18 protein-coding genes and 1 tRNA gene are annotated in these 21,598 nt (G+C 71.1%); 6 read left to right on the top strand and 13 right to left on the bottom strand.

The genetic code is table 11. The features are described 5' to 3' along the window. Positions 1-23: 23 nt before the first annotated feature. Entirely contained in the window at positions 24-1,982 is a 1,959-nt protein-coding gene (gene acs / locus IFT73_RS14035; RefSeq protein WP_192168183.1) for an acetate--CoA ligase, read from the bottom strand. Positions 1,983-2,121: 139 nt separating this feature from the next. Between acs and IFT73_RS19640 the strand changes: the two genes are divergently transcribed. Next, on the top strand, positions 2,122-2,937 hold the full coding sequence (locus IFT73_RS19640; RefSeq protein ID WP_192168142.1) for a LuxR C-terminal-related transcriptional regulator: 816 nt from the start codon (positions 2,122-2,124) through the stop codon (positions 2,935-2,937). Positions 2,938-2,976: 39 nt separating this feature from the next. Here the strand turns inward: IFT73_RS19640 and IFT73_RS14045 are convergent. The 9 genes from IFT73_RS14045 to IFT73_RS14085 form a co-directional block, all read right to left on the bottom strand. After that, positions 2,977-3,050 (bottom strand) — tRNA-Leu (locus IFT73_RS14045). Positions 3,051-3,072: 22 nt separating this feature from the next. Further along, the gene (locus IFT73_RS14050) at positions 3,073-3,981 is read right to left on the bottom strand and encodes an NAD(P)-dependent oxidoreductase (RefSeq protein WP_192168143.1); all 909 of its coding nucleotides are present in this window, start codon (positions 3,979-3,981) and stop codon (positions 3,073-3,075) included. 120 nt (positions 3,982-4,101) lie between these two features. Next, positions 4,102-5,022: a Ppx/GppA phosphatase family protein gene (locus IFT73_RS14055; protein WP_192168144.1), complete on the bottom strand. Its 921-nt coding sequence runs from the start codon at positions 5,020-5,022 to the stop codon at positions 4,102-4,104. A 48-nt stretch (positions 5,023-5,070) separates the two neighbouring features. Continuing rightward, positions 5,071-5,580 carry a DUF501 domain-containing protein gene (locus IFT73_RS14060; protein WP_371811279.1) on the bottom strand — a complete coding sequence of 170 codons (510 nt, stop codon included), beginning with the start codon at positions 5,578-5,580 and terminating at the stop codon, positions 5,071-5,073. Beyond that, positions 5,577-6,167, bottom strand: a complete 591-nt coding sequence (locus IFT73_RS14065) for a septum formation initiator family protein (RefSeq protein WP_082556326.1) — start codon at positions 6,165-6,167, stop codon at positions 5,577-5,579. The genes IFT73_RS14060 and IFT73_RS14065 overlap by 4 nt, the downstream gene beginning before the upstream one ends. Before the next feature lie 3 nt (positions 6,168-6,170). Further along, a complete protein-coding gene (gene eno / locus IFT73_RS14070) occupies positions 6,171-7,451 on the bottom strand; it encodes a phosphopyruvate hydratase (RefSeq protein ID WP_192168145.1) in 1,281 nt (426 codons plus the stop codon). A gap of 217 nt (positions 7,452-7,668) precedes the next feature. Further along, positions 7,669-8,385, bottom strand: a complete 717-nt coding sequence (locus IFT73_RS14075; protein WP_244633469.1) for a MazG nucleotide pyrophosphohydrolase domain-containing protein — start codon at positions 8,383-8,385, stop codon at positions 7,669-7,671. A gap of 16 nt (positions 8,386-8,401) precedes the next feature. Further along, positions 8,402-9,049, bottom strand: coding sequence for a hypothetical protein (locus tag IFT73_RS14080; protein ID WP_192168147.1), 648 nt, complete (start codon positions 9,047-9,049; stop codon positions 8,402-8,404). Between the two features lie 2 nt (positions 9,050-9,051). After that, positions 9,052-10,554: an APC family permease gene (locus tag IFT73_RS14085; protein ID WP_192168148.1), complete on the bottom strand. Its 1,503-nt coding sequence runs from the start codon at positions 10,552-10,554 to the stop codon at positions 9,052-9,054. 105 nt (positions 10,555-10,659) lie between these two features. Between IFT73_RS14085 and IFT73_RS14090 the strand changes: the two genes are divergently transcribed. Then, positions 10,660-11,226 carry a 1-acyl-sn-glycerol-3-phosphate acyltransferase gene (locus tag IFT73_RS14090; RefSeq protein ID WP_192168149.1) on the top strand — a complete coding sequence of 189 codons (567 nt, stop codon included), beginning with the start codon at positions 10,660-10,662 and terminating at the stop codon, positions 11,224-11,226. Between the two features lie 81 nt (positions 11,227-11,307). Here the strand turns inward: IFT73_RS14090 and mfd are convergent, their stop codons facing one another. Genes mfd through IFT73_RS18725 form a run of 3 tightly spaced genes read right to left on the bottom strand, consistent with a single transcriptional unit; the run spans position 11,308 to position 16,091 of the window. Continuing rightward, complete coding sequence (gene mfd, locus IFT73_RS14095; protein WP_192168185.1) at positions 11,308-14,829, bottom strand: transcription-repair coupling factor; 3,522 nt, start codon at positions 14,827-14,829, stop codon at positions 11,308-11,310. Positions 14,830-14,832: 3 nt separating this feature from the next. Next, the gene (gene pth / locus IFT73_RS18720; protein ID WP_371811280.1) at positions 14,833-15,414 is read right to left on the bottom strand and encodes an aminoacyl-tRNA hydrolase; all 582 of its coding nucleotides are present in this window, start codon (positions 15,412-15,414) and stop codon (positions 14,833-14,835) included. Then, a complete protein-coding gene (locus IFT73_RS18725; RefSeq protein WP_371811281.1) occupies positions 15,414-16,091 on the bottom strand; it encodes a 50S ribosomal protein L25/general stress protein Ctc in 678 nt (225 codons plus the stop codon). The genes pth and IFT73_RS18725 overlap by 1 nt, the downstream gene beginning before the upstream one ends. 199 nt (positions 16,092-16,290) lie before the next feature. On the opposite strand from IFT73_RS18725, the gene IFT73_RS14105 reads away from it, so the two are divergent. From IFT73_RS14105 to IFT73_RS14120, 4 genes are all read left to right on the top strand, one after another. After that, positions 16,291-18,036: a cell wall metabolism sensor histidine kinase WalK gene (locus IFT73_RS14105; protein WP_192168150.1), complete on the top strand. Its 1,746-nt coding sequence runs from the start codon at positions 16,291-16,293 to the stop codon at positions 18,034-18,036. Positions 18,037-18,042: 6 nt separating this feature from the next. Continuing rightward, entirely contained in the window at positions 18,043-19,155 is a 1,113-nt protein-coding gene (locus tag IFT73_RS14110) for a diguanylate cyclase (RefSeq protein ID WP_192168151.1), read from the top strand. A gap of 97 nt (positions 19,156-19,252) precedes the next feature. After that, positions 19,253-20,707 carry a glycosyltransferase gene (locus IFT73_RS14115; protein WP_192168152.1) on the top strand — a complete coding sequence of 485 codons (1,455 nt, stop codon included), beginning with the start codon at positions 19,253-19,255 and terminating at the stop codon, positions 20,705-20,707. Between the two features lie 71 nt (positions 20,708-20,778). Next, on the top strand, positions 20,779-21,510 hold the full coding sequence (locus tag IFT73_RS14120) for a hypothetical protein (protein WP_192168153.1): 732 nt from the start codon (positions 20,779-20,781) through the stop codon (positions 21,508-21,510). The last annotated feature ends 88 nt before the right edge of the window (positions 21,511-21,598 follow it).

The raw sequence follows: 21,598 nt of genomic DNA on the forward strand, positions 1-21,598 counted from the left end.
TCGCGCCCGCGCGGCCGAGGACGTCAGTCGTCGTCCTTGGCGGTCTGCATGCCGCTCGTGATGAGGTCCATGACCCCCGAGTCGGCGAGCGTCGTGGTGTTGCCGACCTCGCGGTTCTCGGCGACGTCGCGCAGCAGGCGCCGCATGATCTTGCCCGAGCGGGTCTTGGGCAGCTCGGGGACGACCATGATCGTGCGGGGCTTGGCGATCGGTCCGATCTCCTTGCCGACGTGGTTGCGCAGCTCCTGGATGACCTCGGTGCCGCCGTCGCCGGCAGACTCCCTGAGGATCACGAAGGCCACGACGGCCTGGCCCGTCGTGTCGTCCGTCGCGCCGACCACGGCCGCCTCGGCGACCTTGGGGTGCGAGACGAGCGCCGACTCGATCTCGGTCGTCGACAGGCGGTGGCCCGAGACGTTCATGACGTCGTCGACCCGACCCAGCAGCCAGATCGCGCCGTCCTCGTCCTTGCGCGCGCCGTCGCCCGCGAAGTAGACGTTGGGCCAGCGCGACCAGTACGTGTCCTGGTAGCGCTGGTCGTCGCCCCAGATCGTCCGCAGCATCGACGGCCACGGCTCGGTGATGACGAGGTAGCCGCCCTCGCCGTTGTCGACGGGGTTGCCCGCGTCGTCCACGACCTCGGCGGCGATGCCCGGGATCGCGGTCATGGCCGAGCCGGGCTTGCCGGACGTGACGCCGGGCAGCGGGCTGATCATGTGCGCGCCCGTCTCGGTCTGCCACCACGTGTCGACGATCGGGGTCGTCCCGCCGCCGATGTTCTCGCGGTACCAGACGTACGCCTCGGGGTTGATCGACTCGCCCACCGAGCCGAGGATGCGCAGGCTGCTGAGGTCGTGCCTCGCCGGCAGCTCCTCGCCCCACTTCATGCACGTGCGGATCGCCGTCGGCGCGGTGTAGAACAGCGTGACCTTGTAGTCCTCGATGATCTGCCACCAGCGGTCCTTGCCGGGGGTGTCGGGCGTGCCCTCGTAGAGCACCTGCGTCGCGCCGTTGGCCAGCGGCCCGTAGACGATGTACGAGTGGCCCGTGACCCAGCCGACGTCGGCGGTGCACCAGTAGACGTCGTCGGGCTTGTGGTCGAACACCGCCCAGAACGTCCACGCCGACTGCACGAGGTAGCCGGCGGTGGTGTGCAGGATGCCCTTGGGCGAGCCCGTCGTGCCGGACGTGTACATGACGTAGAGCGGGTGCTCGGAGTCGAACATCTCGGCCGTGTGGTCGGTCGACGCCCGGTCGACGGTGTCGTGCCACCAGACGTCGCGGCCCTCGGTCCAGTCGACGTCCTGGCCCGTGCGGCGCACCACGAGCACGCCCGTGACGTCGGGGCACTTCTGCAGGGCCTCGTCCACGGCCGGCTTGAGCGCCGACGGGGCGCCGCGACGGTAGCCGCCGTCGGCGGTGATGACGACCTTCGCGTCGCAGTCGAGGATGCGGCTCGACAGCGCGTCGGAGCTGAAGCCGCCGAACACCACGGTGTGCGGGGCGCCGAGACGCGCGCAGGCCAGCATCGCGATGACGGCCTCGGGGATCATCGGCAGGTAGATCGCGACGCGGTCGCCGGTCCGCACCCCGAGGTCGATCAGGGCGTTGGCGGCCTGCGAGACGAGGTCCTTGAGCTCGGCGTACGTGATGTCGCGGGTGTCGTCCGCGGGCTCGCCCACGAAGTGCAGCGCGACGCGGTCGCCGTTGCCGGCCTCGACGTGCCGGTCGACGCAGTTGTACGCGGCGTTGAGCGTCCCGCCGACGAACCACTTCGCGAACGGCGCGTTCGACCAGTCGAGCACCTCGGTGAACGGCGTGCCCCAGTCGAGCCGCTGCGCCTGCTCGCCCCAGAACGCCGGACGATCGGCGGCCGCGGTCTCGTAGGCGTCGGCCTTCACGTTGGCCGCGGCGGCGAGATCGGCGGGCGGGTCGAACGTCCGGTCCTCGTGGGAGAGGTTGCTGATGTTCTGCTCGGTCACGGGCTGCTCCTGGATCGGCACGTCGGGCACGGGCCGCTTCGGCAGGTGCCGGGTGGCGGGGCCGTGACAAACTGGTGTGGTCTGTCACACATCGTGTGACGACGACGGCGGAGGGTCTAGCCCCGAAAGGGGGTGCACGGTGACGATCGACGCGCGAGCGGACGACCTCGAGCTGCTGCGTGCGTCCGCCGGGCGCCTGCGCCGCGAGTGCGGCGTCCCGCTCGTCTTCGGGGGCCTGCGCGACGACCGGGGCGTCCCGGTCACCCTGACGATGGGCGAGGTCACGAGCGATCTCGCGACCATCACGATCAAGCCGTCCCTCGGCCTGGGCGGCAAGACGTTCCTGACCCGGCGGCCCGCCTACGTCCGCGACTACGGCACGTCGCTCGACATCACGCACGAGTACGACCGGCAGATCCTGGGTGAGCGGGTCACGTTCCTGGCCGTCGTCCCGATCGTCGTGCGCGACGACGTGCGCGGGCTGCTCTACGCCGGCACCCGCGACAGCCCCCTGTCGACCGGCGCGCTCGACTCGCTGGTCGTCGAGGCCCGCAAGGTCTCGGACGAGATGGAGATCCGCGACGAGGTCGACCGTCGCGTGGGCCTGGCGGCGTCGGTGGCGTCGGCCGGTCCCGAGACCGCCGAGCTGCAGCGGCTGCGCGACGCGTTCGCCGAGATGCGCGTCATCGCGCGCGAGACCGCCGACCCGCACACCCGCGAGCGGCTCGAGTCGCTGCTGGCCGCGACGCCCGACTCCCCCACGTCCCTGACGACGCGCCAGCTCGACGTCGTTGCGCTCGTCGCGGTCGGCTGCCGCAACGCCGAGATCGCGGCCCGGCTCGGTCTCGCGCCCGAGACCGTCAAGAGCTACCTGCGCAGCGCCATGGCGCGGCTCGGCGCGTCGTCGCGGCACGAGGCCGTCGCGGCCGCCCGCCGCCACGGCCTGCTGCCCTGACGCGCGGGTCCGGTCCCCCGGTGCGTCCGGTGCTCCCGGTGCTCCCGGTGGGGTTCGAACCCACGCTGTGACGGGTTTAAGCCATCTGCCTCTGCCAGTTGGGCTACGGGAGCGTCGCCCCAGCCTAGGCCGCGGTCAGCCGACGACGACGTCGGCGGGCGGCTGCCCGTCCTGCAGCAGCGCGATCTGCCGGCGCACGACGGCCTCGATGCGCGGACGCATCGCGGTCGACATGCCGCCGACGTGCGGCGAGACGAGCACGCCCTGCGTCGTCCACAGCGGGTGCTCGGACGGCAGGGGCTCGGGGTCGGTGACGTCGGCGGCGAGGCGGACGCGACCGGCCTGGCGCACGACGGCGTCGGTGTCGACGACCTTGCCACGCGAGACGTTGACGACGATCGCACCGTCGGGCAGGGCCGCGAGGAAGTCGTCGTCGACCAGGCCCTCGGTGCTGTCGGACAGCGGCACCGCCAGCAGCACGGCGTCGACGGTCGGCAGCAGCGTGGGCAGCTCGTCCTGCCCGTGGATCTCGCCCCGGTCGTCGGTCCGCGCACGCGACGCGACCCGCACCAGCTCGGCGCCGAAGCCGTCGAGGCGCTTCTCGATCTCGCGACCGATGCCGCCCGTGCCCAGCAGCATGACGCGACGGTCGATCAGGCTCGCGGTGAAGCCGCGGTTCCACTGGCCGACCTCACGGGCGTAGCGGTCGATCTCGCGCTGCGAGGCGAGCAGCAGCGCGACGGCGAGCTCGGCGGTCGACTCCTCGTGCACGCCGACCGCGTTGCAGTACGTGATGCCGTCGGGCAGCACGTCGGCGACGCCGTCGTAGCCGAGGGCCTGCGACTGGACGACGTCGAGCCGGTCGGGGTCGAGGGCGTCGAGCCCGCCGGCGGCGACGGTGTAGGGCCGGACGGCGAGGTCGACGTGCTCTCCGGGCTGGTCGCCGTCCATGTCCCACACCGACAGCTCGACGTCGTCGAGGTCATCGAGCGCGCTGAGCCAGCTGTCGTCGGGGACGGTCACGTGCAGGGTGCGGGAGGCCATGGTCCGATCATGCCGAGTGGTGCAAACCCGCTCTCGAGCGGTGCGGTGTGGTCAGACACGCCGTCCCAGAACGTCCACTCCGCACCACTCGCCGGCAGGCCGGCGGGCGGGGCGGTGTGGTCAGGCCATGTCCCAGGCGATGCCGTCGAGGATGTCGTGCTCGCTGACGACCAGGGTGTCGGTGTCGAGGGGCAGCTGCGCGACCAGTCGGTCGAGGATCAGCGACCCGGCGCCGATCACGTCGGCGCGGCCGGGGTGCATGAACGGCAGCATCCGCCGGTCGGCCACCGACATCTGCACCAGCGACAGGCACGCCGCGCTGACGTCCTCGAGGTCGAGCCGCGCCCGGTGGATCACGTCGGAGTCGTACGACGGCAGCGCGAGCGAGTGCGCGGCGACGGTCGTGACGGTGCCGGCCACGCCGACGAACGAGCCGACGGGATCGAGCTGGGCCACGACCGGCGCCAGCACGGCGTCGACGTGCTCCATGCACGCCGCGACCTCGGAGACGGACGCCGGGTCGCTGGGCAGGAAGCGCTCGGTCAGGCGCACCGAGCCGATGTCGAGCGACACCGACCACTCGATCCGGTCGCCCGTGCCGACGACGATCTCGGTCGAACCACCGCCGATGTCGACCACCAGCGTGCGGACGTCGTCGAGGTCGCGGGTCGCGCCGAGGAACGACGCGCGCGCCTCGTCGTCGCCGGCCAGCACCTCGGGACGCACGCCCAGCACGCCCTCGACGGCGTCGCCGAAGGCCTCGGCGTTGTCGGCGTCGCGGACCGCGGACGTCGCGCAGAACCGGATGTCGGTGACGCCGAACATCGCGATCAGCTCGGCGTACTCGCGGCTCGCCTGGAGCGTGCGCTGCACGGCGTCGTCGGCGAGGTGGCCCGTGCGGTCGACGTCCTGCCCGAGGCGGACGACCCGCATCTCGCGCAGCAGATCGGTCTTGCGGCCGTCGCCGATGTCGCTGATCAGGAGGCGGATCGAGTTGGTGCCGCAGTCGATCGCGGCGACGCGGGCACGCTGCTCAGGCATCTGACGAGCATAGCGACGCGACCCACGGCCGCAGCGCGAGCACCCGGCTCAGTCGTCGACGGGGGCGACCCAGTCGGGGTCGCACGACGTGCCGACCCACCAGTCGCCCAGCAGCTCGAGCGTCTCGTCGCCCAGCGGGTTGACGCCGGGGCCCTTGGCCAGCGAGTGGCCCACCAGCACGTGCAGGCACTTGACCCTGGTCGGCATGCCGCCGGCGGTGATGCCGTCGATCTCGGGGACGTGACCGAGGGCCTCGCGCTCGGCGAGGTACTCGACGTGCGCCTTCTCGTACGCCCGGGCGAGCTCGTCGTCCTCGAGCAGGCGCGCGCTCATCTCGCGCATCAGCCCGGACGCCTCGAGCGTGCCGATCTCGCCGGCCAGCCGCGGGCACGTCAGGTAGAACATCGTCGGGAACGGGGTGCCGTCGTCGAGCCGCGGCTCGGTCTTCACGACGTTCGGGTGGCCCGACGGGCACCGCGACATGATCTCGAGGATGCCCCGCGGGGAGCGTCCGAGCTGGTCGGCGACGGCGTCGAGGTCGGCCTGGGCGACTGTCACTGGTCCTTCAGCACCTTGTCTGGTTCGGGGTCGGTGGTCGGGGTGGCGGACGGCTCCTTGCCGGCCTCCTTCACGCTGCCCCACAGCTTGTCGTACCAGTCGGGGTCGGTCCTGGCGGGCGGCGCGTCGAGCGTCGGGACGTCGGCGCCCTGCACCTTGCCGTCGCTGCCGATGACGCGGTAGCCGACCTCACCGGGCGAGACCCAGCCGAACCGCTCCTTGGCCTGCTGCTTGACGTAGGCCGGGTCGTCCCAGCGGTCGATCTGGTCCTCCAGCTCGACGATCGCCTGCTGGCGCGTCGCGATCTCGGCCTTCGTCGCCTGGATGTCGGAGCGCTGCTGCCACCACGCGTGCAGCGTCGACGTGTACGACGCGATGAGCAGCAGCACGACGGCCAGCAGCACGACGGCCCTGGTCGTCAGCTGGGGCGCCGAGCCGATGCGACCCTGCGTGACGGGCTTGGCCGGGGTGGACCCGGGTCGGGACGTCGCGGATGCCGCGGCCCGGGGCGTGCGGCGTCCACCCCGTGTCGCGGTCGGCTTCCGGGCAGGAGGCCGACCGCGACCGCGGGGTGAACGCGATGCCATGCGTCAGAGGGCCAGCCGCGGGAACGCGGAGGCGCCGGCGTAGCTGGCGGACGAGCCCAGCAGCTCCTCGATGCGCAGCAGCTGGTTGTACTTGGCGACGCGGTCGGAGCGGGCGGGGGCGCCGGTCTTGATCTGGCCGCAGTTGGTCGCGACCGCGAGGTCGGCGATCGTGGTGTCCTCGGTCTCGCCCGAGCGGTGGCTCATCATGCAGCTGAAGCCGTGGCGGTGGGCGAGGTCGACCGAGTCGAGCGTCTCGGTGAGCGAGCCGATCTGGTTGACCTTGACGAGCAGCGCGTTGGCGGCGCCCTCGGAGATGCCGCGCGTCAGACGCTCGACGTTGGTCACGAAGAGGTCGTCGCCGACGATCTGCACGTCGTCGCCGATCGTCTCGGTCAGCGTCGTCCAGCCCGACCAGTCGTCCTCGTCGAGGGGGTCCTCGATCGAGACGATCGGGAAGTCGGCGGCGAGCTGCGCGTAGTAGGCCGACATCTCCTCGGCCGACTTCTGCTCGCCCTCGAACGCGTACGTGCCGTCGGCGAAGAACTCCGAGGCGGCGACGTCGAGCGCCATCGCGATGTCGGTGCCGACCTTCAGGCCGGCCTTCTCGACGGCGACGGCGATGAGCTCGAGAGCCGCGCGGTTGGAGTCGAGGTTCGGCGCGAAGCCGCCCTCGTCGCCCAGACCCGTCGACAGCCCGCGCTCGTTGAGGACCGACTTGAGCGCGTGGTAGACCTCGGCGCCCTGGCGCAGCGCCTCGGAGAACGAGCTCGCGCCGATCGGAGCGATCATGAACTCCTGGATGTCGACGTTGGAGTCGGCGTGCGAACCGCCGTTGAGGATGTTCATCATCGGCACCGGCAGCACGTGCGCGTTGGGGCCGCCGACGTAGCGGAACAGGGGTAGCTTGGCCGAGTCGGCCGCCGCACGGGCCGCGGCCAGCGAGACGCCGAGGATCGCGTTCGCGCCGAGCTTGGCCTTGTTGTCGGTACCGTCGAGGTCGAGCATCGCGAGGTCGATCGCGCGCTGGTCGTCGGCCTCGAAGCCCACGAGGGCCGGGCCGATCGTCTTGTTGACGCCGCCGACGGCCTTCAGCACACCCTTGCCGAGGTAGCGCTTCTTGTCGCCGTCACGCAGCTCGACGGCCTCGAAGGCGCCCGTCGAGGCGCCGGACGGGACGGCTGCGCGTCCGATCGTGCCGTCGTCGAGGGCGACCTCGACCTCGACCGTGGGGTTGCCTCGTGAATCCAGAATTTCCCGTGCGCCGACGGCGTCGATGCGTGCCAAGAGAGTGCTCCTCGTGAGTGAAAGAACCTGCGGGGACAGCCTAGTGCCGCGATCCACCCCGACCGCACCGCCTCGCCGCTGCCCCGGACCCGGAGCGGTGCGGCTGGCGGAGGCGGGGACACCACGCTCCACGCAGGCGCCGGTGACTCAGCGACGTGTCAGGTGCCCCGAGACGTCGCTGAGCCACCGCCCGGGTCGCGCCAGGGCCAGCCGGACGTCAGTGGCCGTGGGGGCTCGGGGCCTGGGCCCGCTCCCACCGCTTGATGCTCTGCCACTGGGCGTCGATCTCGTCCGGGGTGGTCGGCACGTGGTCGAGCGTCTCGGGAGCGAACACGTGCGGGTTGCGCCGCACCAGCTTGGCCGCGATGCCCGCCGCGACGTCGTCGACGTCCCACCCCGCGCCGTCGTCGACCGATCCCTCGGCGGCGATGCGCGCATGGAAGACGACCTGCATCAGCAGGTCGCCGAGCTCCTCGCGCAGGTGGTCGGAGTCGCCGCTCTCGAGCGTCTCGTGCACCTCGTGGGCCTCCTCCAGCACATAGGGCGCGAGCGACTCGTGCGTCTGCTGCGCGGTCCACGGGCACTCGCGGCGCAGGCGGTCCATGACGTCGACGACGTCGAGCAGGCCCGACCCGGGCAGGTCGTACGAGCCGAACAGCACCTCGACGCGCTGCGCGTCGTCGCCCGGCCCCATGAGGTCGTCGGCCATCGACCGCGCCCAGGCCGCGTCACCCGTCGGGGCGATCCACACCGTGCCGGCCTCGAACGTCGGCGGCCCCGCGGCCGTCTCGACCGCGACCCCCGACCGGACGATCGCCTGCACGTGCGGGTCGTCGAGAGCCGCCCGCACGCGCCGCGCGCCGCGCAACGCGTCCCACGCGGCCAGCGTCAGGATGCCGGGCGCGACCCTGGGGCTGAGCACCAGCACCTGCATCGTCACGCGACGACCGTCACGAGCACCGCAGCGCCGACGGGAGCTCCTCGTCGACCGGGGCCTCGAGGTCGACGGGGGTCACCGAGATCGATCCCGTCGCCGAGCGCTGCGTGCCGTCCGGGGCGAGCCCGAAGCGCGGGGCGAACGACACGTCGCTGTCGGCGAACGCCTTGAGGATCTCGTTCTGCCCGAGCTCGGCGAACTGGGCCTCGTTCTCGGTCGTGGCCTGCTGGTTGGCCTGCTTCTCGGCCAGGGCGACGGCGATCGCCGACACCTCCTGGCTGTCCTCGATCGCCTCGGCCAGGTCGTCGCCGTCCGAGCCCGGGAACGTCGACGCGAGCTGCTCGCGCTGCGACGCGGTCAGCTCGTAGTCGCTCGGGGACACCGTCACGTCCTCCCTCGTAGCGAGGTCGCGGGCGACCCGCAGCGACACCAGCCCGACGATCGCCTGACGGCGCACGTCGGCGTTGCTGACCGTCGTGATGCCCTGCTGGCGAGCCGTGCTGGCGGTCAGGGTGCAGTAGGCGGTGGCGGTGCGGTCGAGGGTGCGCATCGAGATCGTCGTGCCGTCGACGACGGCGGCCGATCCGGGGTGGACGGCACCGCAGGCCGCGAGCGACAGGCCCGCGAGCCCGAGGACGACCCCGCGCGTTCGAGTGAGCATGGTCACAGGTTAGACGGCGCCGTCCGGCCGGACGCCAGCCGGGAGTGCTTGCGTCCGTAGGCGAGGTACACGACGAGCCCGAGCGCGAGCCACACGAGGAACCGCAGCCACGTCTCGACCGCGAGGTTCGTCATGAGGGCGACGCACAGCACCGCCGAGACGATCGGGAGGAGCGGCACCGACGGCGTGCGGAACGGACGCTTCATGCGCGGCTTGGTGCGGCGCAGCACGATCACCGCCAGGGAGACGACGAGGAAGGCGAACAGCGTCCCGATCGAGACCATCTCCGCCAGGACGGCCAGCGGCACGAAGGCGCCCAGCACCGCGACCGCGATCGTCGTGCCGACCGTGATGACGACGGGGGTCTGGTACTTCGGGTGGATCCGGCCGACGGCCGGGGGCAGCAGGCCGTCGCGGCACAGCGCGAAGCCGATGCGTCCCATCGCGACGATGTCGACCAGGATCACCGAGGTGAGTCCGGCGACTGCCGCCGTGCCGATGATGATGCCGGCCCACCCGAGCCCCTTCTGGTCGAAGGCGTCGGCGAGCGGCTCGCCCGTGCTGAGCTGCGTGTACTTCACCATGCCGGTCAGCACGAAGCACACCGCGACGTACAGGACGGTGCAGATGACGAGGGTGCCGATGAGACCCCGGGGCATGTCCTTGGCGGGGTCCTTGGTCTCCTCGCCCAGGTTGGCGACGGCCTCGAAGCCCGAGTAGGCGAAGAAGACGATCGCCGCCGCGACGAGGACGCCCGTGACCCCGTACGCCGTCTGGTCGACACCGGTGACCCACTGCCACAGGGGCTGCTTGAGGCCGCTGGCCGACTCGGCCTTCTCGCTCGGCGGGATGTACGGCTTCTGGTTGCCCATGTCGATGTAGAACATCCCGACGCCGATGATGAACAGGCAGATCGAGACCTTGATGACGACCAGCGAGTTCGTGACGAGCTTCGACTCGCGGATGCCCATCGCGGCGACCACGCCGAGGACGATCACGATGAACACCGCGCCCAGGTTGACGACGCTGTCCTCCTCGCCGAAGAAGGCCTTCGGCAGGTCGAACACGCCCTGCAGGTAGCCCGACCAGCCGCGCGCGACGACGGCCGCGCCCAGGGCGAACTCGAGGATCAGGTCCCACGCGATGATCCACGCGAAGATCTCGCCGATCGTCGTGTACGCGTACGTGTACGAGCTGCCGGCCGTCGGCACCGCGGCGGCGAGCTCGGCGTAGCAGAGCGCCGCGAGCATCGCGACGACGCCGGCGATCAGGAACGAGATCATCACGGCGGGGCCGGCGTTGTCCTTGGCGGCCGTGCCGGTGAGGGTGAAGATGCCGGTGCCGATCACGATGCCGATGCCGAAGCCCATGAGGTCCCACACCGTCAGTCGGCGGCTCAGACGGGCGTGATGCCCCTCCTCCGAGGGGTCGGCGTCGTTCTGGTGGATGACGTCGTCGACGTCCTTGGTGCGCACGAGCTGCTTCCACGTCCCCGCTTTGGTCATGGGACGACGCTAGTACCGTCGTTGCCATCCGCAACCGACCCGCGGCTCCGGCGCGGCGCGTCCGGCACCGCGGGGGTGCGCCGGACCCTCCCCTAAAGTTGTCGCATGATCCGTCAGCGGCTGGCCCGCACCGTCGTCCGGCTGATGCGCTACCGGATGGTCGGCGACGTCCCGCCGAGCGGCATCCTGGTGGGCGCGCCCCACACGTCCAACTGGGACTTCATCACGATGCTGCTGGTGATGTGGCACAGCGGCGCGCACCCGCGGGTGCTGGTCAAGAAGCAGCTGTTCAAGGGCCCGCTGGGCTGGGTGCTGAAGGCGCTCGGCGGCATCCCGCTCGACCGCGACAACGCGGCCGGCGTCGTCCGTGACCTCGCCGAGGAGGCCAGGCGCGGCGACGGCGAGCCGTTCCGGCTGATCCTCGCGGCCGAGGGCACCCGGTCGAGGGGCGAGTACTGGAAGTCGGGGTTCCTGCGCCTCTCGCGCGAGACCGGTCTGCCGATCACGCTGGCGTTCTTCGAGCCCCCGACCCGGACGATGGGCTTCGGCCCGACGTTCCACGCGACCGACGACGTGACGGCCGACATGGACGTCGTCCGGGCCTTCTACGCCGACAAGCACGGCATCAAGCCGAAGAACGCGACTCCCCCCAGGCTCCGCGAAGAGGCCTGACCCACCCGGCCCAGATCTGCGGACAACCGGCCCCTTTCAGGCGTCCGATTCGGTCCGCTTCTCCGCACATCTGGGCTGGGGTCAGACCGGCGCGGGCGCCGGCACCAGGGTGTCGATGACGGTGCGGGTCCACTCCAGCAGCTCGCGGCCCACCAGCGGGCTGCCGCCGATCGGCGCGGTCCTCGGACGCGGGATGAGCGCGACCTCGGCAGCCACCTTGTAGGTGCTGCGCGGGTAGACGCGCTGCAGTCGCATCTGCGCCGAGTCGGGCAGCTTCAGCGGGGCGAACCGGACGTTCGGGCCCGCGGCCGTCACCTCGGTGAGCCCTGCCTCGCGCACCCGCACGCGCAGGCGTGCCACGTCGAGCAGGACGTCGACGGCCTCGGGCGGCTCGCCGTAGCGGTCGACCAGCTCGCCGCGGATCTCGTCGACGTCCGACAGCGCCCGGACGTCCGCGAGCCGCTTGTACATCTCGAGCCGCAGCCGCTCGCTGCCGACGTAGTCGTGCGGCAGGTGCGCCTCGATCGGCAGCTCGATCTTGACCTCGCGCTCGGGCTCGGCGTCGCCGCGGAACTCCGCGACGGCCTCGCCCACGAGTCGCACGTACAGGTCGAAGCCGACGTCGGCGATGTGGCCGGACTGCTCGCCGCCCAGCAGGTTGCCGGCGCCGCGGATCTCGAGGTCCTTCATCGCGACCGCCATGCCGCCGCCGAGCTCGGAGTGCTGCGCGATCGTGGCCAGGCGATCGTGCGCCGTCTCGGTCAACGGCTTCTCGGGCGGGTACAGGAAGTACGCGTACGCGCGCTCGCGCGAACGCCCCACACGGCCACGCAGCTGGTGCAGCTGCGACAGGCCGAGGGTGTCGGCACGCTCGATGATCATCGTGTTGGCGTTCGACACGTCGAGGCCCGACTCGACGATCGTCGTGCACACCAGGACGTCGTAGCGCTTCTCCCAGAAGTCGACCATGACCTCCTCGAGCTGGTGCTCGCCCATCTGGCCGTGCGCCGCGGCGACCCGCGCCTCGGGCACGAGCTCCTTAATCTTGGCGACGGCCTTGTCGATCGACTGCACGCGGTTGTGGATGAAGAACGCCTGGCCCTCGCGCAGCAGCTCGCGGCGGATCGCGGCGACGACCTGGCGGTCTTCGTACGCCCCGACGAACGACAGCACGGGGTGCCGCTCCTCGGGGGGCGTCGCGATGGTCGACATCTCGCGGATGCCCGTGATGGCCATCTCGAGCGTGCGCGGGATCGGCGTGGCCGACATCGACAGGACGTCGACGGCGGCCCGCAACATCTTCATGGCCTCCTTGTGCTCGACGCCGAAGCGCTGCTCCTCGTCGACGATCACGAGGCCGAGGTCCTTGATCTTGACGCCGGGCTGCAGCAGCCGGTGCGTGCCGATCACCATGTCGATCGAGCCGTCGGCCAGGCCCTCGAGGGTCTCCTTGGACTCCTTCTCGGTCTGGAACCGCGACAGCGGCTTCATCGTGACCGGGAACTGTCCGAAGCGTTCGGCGAACGTCGCGTAGTGCTGCTGGACGAGCAGGGTCGTCGGGACGAGCAGGATGACCTGCTTGCCGTCCTGGATCGCCTTGAACGCCGCGCGCACGGCGATCTCGGTCTTGCCGTAGCCGACGTCGCCGCACACCAGGCGGTCCATCGGCACGGTGCGCTCCATGTCGCGCTTGACCTCGTCGATCGTGACCATCTGGTCGGGCGTCTCGACGAAGGCGAACGAGTCCTCGAGCTCGGCCTGCCACGGGGTGTCGGGGCCGAAGGCGTGGCCCTTGGTGGCCTGGCGGGCCGCGTACAGCTTGATGAGCTCGCCGGCGATCTGACGGACGGCCTTGCGGGCCTTGTTCTTCCGGCTCGTCCAGTCGGCGCCGCCCAGACGGTCGAGGGTCGGCGACTCGCCGCCGACGTACCGGCTGATCTGGTCGAGCTGGTCCATCGGGACGAACAGCCGGTCGGCCGGTTGACCGCGCTTGGACGGCGCGTACTCCATCACGAGGTACTCGCGCGCCGCCCCCTGGACGACGCGCTGCATGAGCTCGGCGTAGCGACCGACGCCGTGCTGCTCGTGCACCACGAAGTCGCCGGGCTTGAGCTCGAGCGGATCGACCTGCTTGCGCCGGCGCGCCGGCATCTTGCGCTCGGTGCGGTCGGCGGCCCGCTGACCGACGAGGTCGTCGTACGTCATGACCGCGAGCTGGAGCGGAGCCGACACGAAGCCCGTCGACAGCTCGCCGATGACGACCTGGACGATGCCGGGTGCAGGAGCGGTGACCTCGTCGTCGAGGGCCGCGGGGACGTCGCTGTCGGACAGCCACTCGAGGGTGCGCTGCGCCTGACCCGCCGCCGGGGCGACGAACACGACGCGCATGCCGGCGGCGACCCAGCGACGGATGTCCTCGAGCGCCGCGGACGTGTCGCCGCGGTACGCCGCGCCGGCTTCCATCTCGACGGCGCGCTGGCCCTCGTCGAGGTCGAGGCCGAACGGCGTCTGCGTGAACCACGTGTGCCCGAGCCTCAGCGTCTCGAGCTTCACGTCGTCGAGGGAGTGGAAGGCCGCCGAGCCGAGATCGATCGGCGACTCGCCGCCACCGGCCGCCGCGGCCCACGAGGCCTGCAGGAACTCCTCGCTCGTCGCGACGAGGTCGGCCGCGCGGGCCCGGATGCGCTCGGGGTCCATCAGCAGGACGGCCGACCGCTCGGGCAGCAGGTTGACGAACGACTCCATCTCGTCGGTCAGCACGGGCGTCAGCGACTCCATGCCCTCGACGGCGTGGCCCTCGGACAGCTTGGTGAAGATCTCGGCCAGGCTGGGGTGCTCGACGGCCAGCTGCGCGGCGCGTGCCCGCACCTCGTCGGTCAGCAGCAGCTCGCGGCACGGCGGAGCCCAGACGTGCGTGATCTCCTCGAGCGTCCGCTGGTCGGCGACCGCGAAACGGCGGATCTCGTCGACCTCGTCGCCGAAGAACTCGATGCGCAGCGGGTGGTCCTCGGTGGGCGGGAAGACGTCGATGATGCCGCCGCGGACCGCGACCTCGCCTCGGCGCTCGACCAGGTCGACCCGCGAGTAGGCGGCTGCGGCGAGATCGGAGACGACCTGCTCGAGCGCGACCTCGTCGCCGCGGTGCAGCTCGACCGGCACGAGGTCGGCCAGGCCCTTGACCTGCGGCTGCAGCAGCGAGCGGATCGGTGCGACGACGACCCGCAGCGCCCCGCTCGCGGTGTCGGAGTCGAGCTCGCCGGCCTGCGTCGGGTGCACCAGGCGGCGCAGCACCGCCAGACGACGCCCGACGGTGTCGGACCGCGGTGACAGCCGCTCGTGCGGCAGCGTCTCCCACGCCGGGTAGTACGCGACGGCGTCGGCGCCCAGCAGCTCGCCCAGCTGCGCCGTCAGCTCCTCGCCCTCGCGGGCCGTCGCGGTGACGGCGACGACCGTCGCCTGCTCGGCGAGCGCAGCGGTCAGGAACGGGCGCAGCGGCTCGGGGGCCTGGACGTCGAGGGTGTCGACGCCCTCGGCGCGCTCGGCCAGCACGGCCGCCACGGTGGGCTCGGAGAAGACGATCGTGGCGAGGCGGGAAAGAGTCATCATCTACCGGTTGAACGCGCTCTGGGTCTGATCGAGTCCCACCGTGACGAGGCTCTCGACGGCGTCGGCCGCCTCCTCGACGTAGACCGGCAGGTCCTTGCGCTCGACAGAGCTGTAGGGCTTGAGCACGAAGTCGTGCACGTCCTGACGTCCCGGCGGCCGGCCGATGCCGACGCGCACCCGGAAGAAGTCACCCGAGGCGAGCGACTGACGGATCGACTTCAGGCCGTTGTGCCCGTTGTCGCCACCACCGAGCTTGATGCGCAGCATGCCGAAGTCGATGTCGAGCTCGTCGTGGATCGCGATGACGTGATCGGGCTCGACGCCGTAGAACTTGGCCATGGTCGAGACCGGTCCGCCGCTCTCGTTCATGTACGACTTGGCGCGCACCAGGACGACCCGCTCACCGGCGAGTCGCCCCTCGACGACCTCGCCCCGACCGGACTTGTGCTTCTTCCAGCCGGGGTTCTTGGGCGTGCCGCCCATACGCATCGCGAGGGCGTCGGCCACCATGTAGCCGATGTTGTGCCGCGTGCTGGCGTACGTCGGGCCCGGGTTTCCGAGCCCGACGACCAACCAGGTCACTACTCGGACTCGGTGGCAGCCTCGTCGTCGGACGACTCGGCAGCAGCCTCGGCCTCGGCCTCTTCGGCGTCGGACGGGTCGTGCTCGATGCCGAGCTCGTCCTCGGCCTCGGCCAGCTCGGCCTCGAGCTGCTCGGCGGTGGGCGCGGCGGTGACGTTGACGACGAGGAGCTCCTCGTCGACGGCGAGGGTCGAGCCGCTGGGCAGCTCGATGTCCTTGGCCAGGATCTGTGCGCCGGCCTCGAGTCCCTCGACCGAGACCTCGAACGCCTCGGGGATGTGGGTCGCCTCGGCCTCGATCGAGATCGTCGCGTTCTCGAGGACGACGAGGTTGCCGCTGACGGCCTCGCCGACGGTGCTGATGCGGACGTCGACGGTGACCTTCTCGCCCTTGCGGACGATCAGCAGGTCGGCGTGCTCGATGAAGCCCTTGAGCGGGTCGCGCTGGACCTGCTTGGGGATCGCCAGGTGCGTGTCGGAGCCGAGGTCGATCGTCAGCAGGGCGTTGGCCGAGCCCTTGAGCGCCAGCATGAACTGGTGACCCGGGAGGGTCAGGTGGATCGGGTCGGTGCCGTGGCCGTAGAGGACGACGGGGACCTTGTCCTCGCGGCGGATGCGGCGAGCCGCACCCTTGCCGAACTCGGTACGTGCTTCGGCGGCGATCTTGGTCTCGGCCACGGGATAACTCCTGTTGGGTGCGTCGTGCGTGCGAAAGGTCGGACATGCCGGCGGTCGAGGCGCTCGACACAGCACTCCTGTGGAGCGCCCTGTCGATCACGGTCCGAAGACCCTCGCCGAGGCAACCGCAGCAGTCTATCGCAGCGCCCACGGACCGGGAAATCGCGGCCGGCGCCCGCGGGAAGATACGCTGTGCGCCATGCAGTCGTCCCCGGTCCGCGATCGGGCACCTGTCTCGTCCTCGCGATTCGGCGACAGCGTCTTCCGCTCGCAGGTCTTCCTCGCCGGCGCGATCGGGCTCATCACCTGCATCACCGTCGTGCTGTCCGAGCGCGACCTGTCCGACAGCCCCGCGTTCTTCCTCGGCATCACCGCGATCCTGTGGGTCACGATCGCCGCGGCCGTCGTCCCGTGGCTGAGCATCCCGCAGCGCTGGCAGATGGTCGTCCCGCTGCTCGACATCGCGGCGCTGGGCCTCCTGCGCATGGCGGTGCCCGAGACCGGCTTCGGCGTCCTGATGGTGTTCCCGGTCATCTGGCTCGCGACGTCGTTCGGCCGGCTCGGAGCCGTCGCGGGGGCCGGCCTGGCATCGGTCATGCTGCTGACCCAGACGCTGCTGCTCGAGCTGGGCGTGATGCCGTCCCCCGCCGCCACGACGAGCCCCATCCCGGCCATCAGCCTGGCGTTCAGCCAGATCTTCGTCGCGGGCGTCGTCTACACAACGTCCCGCCGGGTCGACTCGCAGCGCGTCCTGCTGCGGCGCCAGACCCGCATGCTCGAGGCCGCCCTGACCCGCGCCCGCATCCAGGAGACGACCCTGCGCGAGGCCTTCGACGCCGTCCAGTTCGCCGTCATCAGCCTCGACATGACCGGCGCGACGGTCACCAACAACCGTGCGACGCGTGCCCTGCTCGCCGAGCTGGGCCTGCCCGACGACACGCCGTGGCACCGCTTCCCGCTGTACCACGCCGACAAGATCACCCCGGTCGCCCCGGGGGACTTCCCACACGTCCGCGTGCTGGGGGGCGAGGAGGTCGACGGCGCGACGTACTGGATCGGTCACCGCACGGCCACCCGCTTCACGATCGACGTGACGGTCCGGGTGATCCACGACGAGCAGGCCGGCCTCGACCGTGTCGTGATCGTCCTGCGCGACGTGTCGGCCGAGGTCAGGGCGATCACCGACCGCGACGACCTCGTGACGTCGATGTCGCACGAGCTGCGCACACCGCTCAGCTCGGTGCTCGGGTACATCGACCTGGCCCTCGAGACCGACGGCCTGCCGGACGACGCCCGCGACATGCTGAACATCGCGCTGACCAACACCGAGCGGCTCAACTCGCTGGTCACCGACCTGCTGGCGGCGCGGTCGAGCAGCCCGGCCAACGCGATGTCGCTGTCCCGCGCCTCGTGCGACGTCTCGCGCCTGGTCCACGAGTCGATCGACGCGATCCGTCCCATGGCCGGCGAGCGGCTCATCTCGATCCGCCTCGACGTCGCCGAGGCCGCCGACGCCGAGGTCGACTCGTTCCGACTGCGCCAGGTCGTCGACAACCTGCTCTCCAACGCCATCAAGTACAACCGCATCGGTGGCCGCATCTCGGTCACCGTCGCCCCCACGGAGTCCGACCAGGTGGAGATCGTGGTCACCGACACGGGACGCGGCATGTCGCTGGAGGAGCAGAAGGGACTGTTCGAGCGCTTCTACCGCGCCGAGTCGGTCCGCGGGTCGACGGTCCACGGCACGGGCCTGGGGCTCAGCATCTCGCGCGAGATCGTCGTGCTGCACGGCGGGACGATCGAGGTCGACAGCGAGCCGGGCCGCGGCACGCAGGTCACGGTGTGCGTCCCCCGGCACGACCCCGCCCGGCGCGTCGAGGCCCCGGCCACGTCCCCGTCCACGACGGCCGCCCGCGCGGTCGACCACCACCCCGAGGAGAGCTGAGACGACATGGATCTCGACCTGGAGACCCTGCTGATCGCTCGGGTCCTTCCGATGACGCTGGTGACGGCGATCTTCGCCACGACGGCGGCGATGCGCCACAACGACGAGGCCAACCGGGCCTGGACCGCCGCCTTCGCGGGCGCGCTGTGCGTCACCGCCCTCGACGCGATCTACGCCGCCGACGGGTCGGCGCCGCTGGTCGTCGTCGCGGCGGGCGACGCCTCGACCGTGTTCGCGGTCGGCGCGATGTGGGCGGGCTGCCGGCTGCTCGACGGCCGCGAGCGCTCCAACATCTGGATGGCCGTGGTCGCCGCCGCCGCCGTCGCGCTCCCGACGCTCGTGCAGACGTCCGACCCCGATCTCGACCTCAGCACGACGCTGCGTGCGGCGGCCACGGGAGGCTTCGCCTGGCTCGCGGCGACCGAGCTGCTCCGGGGCCCCATGCGCCTCAACCTGAACGCCCGCATCCTGCAGGGCACGTTCCTGCTGTTCGGCGCCTGGTACGTCGCCGTCGCGGCGCTCTACGCCTCCGGTGCCGTGCGCCCCGGCGTCGTGGGCGTGGCGCTGCCCTTCACGGCCCTGTTCGTCGTCTCGGCCGTCTGCCTGTCGGCCCTGCGGGTCGAGCGCGCCGGCAACTGGTGGTCGATGAGCGCCGAGGCACGCCGGCGCAGCAAGCTCAACGTGCTGGCGTCCGACGCGTTCCGCGAGGACGCCGCCGACCGGCTCGAGCGCGCCACCCGGGCCGGTAGCCACGTGGCGCTGGTGCTGGCCGAGATCGACGACCTCGACGAGCTCAACTCGGCCTTCGGCCGCGAGGCCGGCGACAGCGCCCTCGTGCACTTCTCGGGCATCCTGCGCTCCCGCGTGCCCGCCGACGCCCTGCTCGGTCACCTCGGCGCCGGACGGTTCGTCGTCCTGGTCGTCGCCGCGAACGCCGAGACACCCCGGCGCGTCGTCGACGCGATCCGCACCGGGCTGACCGAGTCGGCCGTCGGCGAGGGCATGGAGCTGCGCACCGGTGCGACCTTCGGGACGGGCCACACGATCGACTCCCCCGCGACGTTCGACTCGCTCCTCGGCCGGGCCGACGCCGATCTGGCCAAGGCCCGCCAGAACTGAGGCGATCCTGAGCCGAAGGTGCGGCAATCCTGATGTTGGTGCGTCAGGCTGGTGCCATCGGCCGGGCGAGCGCCCCGTCCACGAGGAGCGAGACGACATGAACGACGACGGCATCGGCTACGCCGCACCGGAGGGGACCTACGTCGATCCCGTCATGGGCGAGTACGCCGACACGTTCATGGCGGGCATCGAGGCCCTCCCGACGTACCGGTCGACGGTCGGCTGCGTCATCCCCGCCTACAACGAGGAGGACGCGATCGCCGACGTCCTCGACTCCCTGCTGGCGCAGACGCGCCTGCCCGACGCGATCCACGTCATCGTCAACAACACGACCGACGCGACGGTCGAGATCGCGAGCCACTACGCAGGCCTCCACGTGCGCGGCCACGGCTCGGACGAGCAGATGACCGAGATCTTCGTCCACGACATCGGCGAGAACCCCGACAAGAAGGTCGGCGCCCTCAACTACGGCTACACGCTCGTCGAGGGCATGGACTACCTGCTCGGCGTCGACGGCGACACGACCGCCGACCCGCACGCCGTGGAGTACCTCGTCCGCGAGATCCAGGACGACGAGCGCATCGGCGGCATCTCGGCGATCTACAGCATCGACGACAGCGGCCTCGACACCCTCATGGGCAAGTTCCTCATCGCGGGTCAGCGCGCGCAGTTCGCGGCCTTCAACATCCAGAACCTCCTGCGCGGCCGCAACATGGCGGTCCTCGGCGGCCAGTACTCGATCTTCTCCACCACCGCGCTGCGGGCCGTCGTCAAGCAGACCCACCAGCGCTACCCGTGGGTGCGCGACAGCGAGATCGAGGACTCCCTGCTCTCGCTCGAGATCAAGAGCGCCGGCTACCTCACCAAGATCAGCGCCCACGCGCGCGCCAACGTCGGCGGCATGACGACGCTGCAGTCGCTCGACGCGCAGCAGGTCAAGTGGAACACCGGCGCGATCGACCTGATGTGGCCCGGCCAGCGCGGCGACACCAAGGGCCAGCCGCTGCACCCCAACCTGCGCCTGCGCTGGTTCGAGAACATCTCGATGGCGACCAACGGCTTCACGCGCCTGGTCTTCCTGTTCCTGCTGATCACGTCGCTGATGCTCCACGCCTTCGTCTTCGTGATCCTGTGGATCGTCCCGACGATCATGGCGACGCTGCTGAACCTGCGCACGGCCCACGCGATGCAGAACGCCAACCGGCGCGACTACCTGTTCGCCCTGCTGTTCATCCCGGCCGAGCTCTACATGTGGGTGCGCCTGGGCCACTTCGCGCGCTCGTGGACCAAGTTCGCCAGCAGCTCGCAGACCGACAACTGGGCGCTGCAGGCCAAGGCCGAGAGCGGCGGCGGCGGGCACGCCCACCTGATCCCCCTCGCCATCGTCGGCATCGTCCTGGCCGGCGCCGTCGCGATCTGGGCCCAGCTGCCCACCGTGCTGCAGTCGGACGTCCTGCTCGGGGGCTGGACGGTCCTCGGCGTCATCACGGTCCTGCAGACCGTGTGGATGGCGATCAAGCTCCTCAAGCGCCACAAGGGCTTCAAGGCATGACCGACGCGCGCCACCCCCATCACTCCTCCACGCCCTCTTCCCCCTCGACCGACGCCTCCAGGAGCATCCCCGTGACCTCGACCTCCCACCGACGCGGCCTCCGCCGCCGCGTCGGCCACGCCGCCGTCGCCGTCATCGCGCTGTCGGCGCTCGGCGGCTGCAACCTCGGCACGTTCTCGTCGTCCGAGGCGACCCCGACGCCCAGCGCGACCCCCACGGCCGCGGCGACGCCCGCCTTCGACTCGCAGTTCACGCGCGACGGCACGTTCCAGTCGCACGTCGAGATCGACGGCGTCGACTTCGTCTACACGCTCTACCCCACCAAGTCGACGCCCCGCACGAACGAGTGGTACCCCCGGGGCAACAAGTACTTCTCGTTCACGTTCCAGGCCTACGACCTCGACCAGGAGCTGCGCGACCCGTTCAAGACCAAGCGGCGGGTCTTCCTCGACCGCATCGAGGTCGAGTCCGCGACGACGTCGACGTCCGGCACGGTCGAGCGCCCGTACACGCTCAACGAGAAGGCCTCGAGGATCACGTTCGACCCCGAGCCGCAGGGCGGCAAGTACGGCATGCTCATCACGTCGCCGAAGGGCGCCTTCGAGCTGCGCAACCAGCCGATCGGCGACCTCGCCGCCGACACGACCGGTGTCACGCTGACGTTCCGCGCGGAGGTGCGCATCCAGCGCTCCCCCGGGTCGTCGTCGTACGAGCGCGAGACGATCCGCCAGGAGGTGCCGATCGCGATCTTCGCCTCCGACACCCCGACGCAGGCCGCCGAGATCCCCGTCGACGCCAACTGACCCGCTCCAGCGGCACGACACGCCAGAGGCCCCAGCCGGTTCGGCTGGGGCCTCTGGCGTGTCGTCGGGCGGTCGGGGTCAGGCGACC

Source organism: Aeromicrobium sp. CFBP 8757 (assembly GCF_014841755.1).
Taxonomy (GTDB): Bacteria; Actinomycetota; Actinomycetes; order Propionibacteriales; family Nocardioidaceae; genus Aeromicrobium.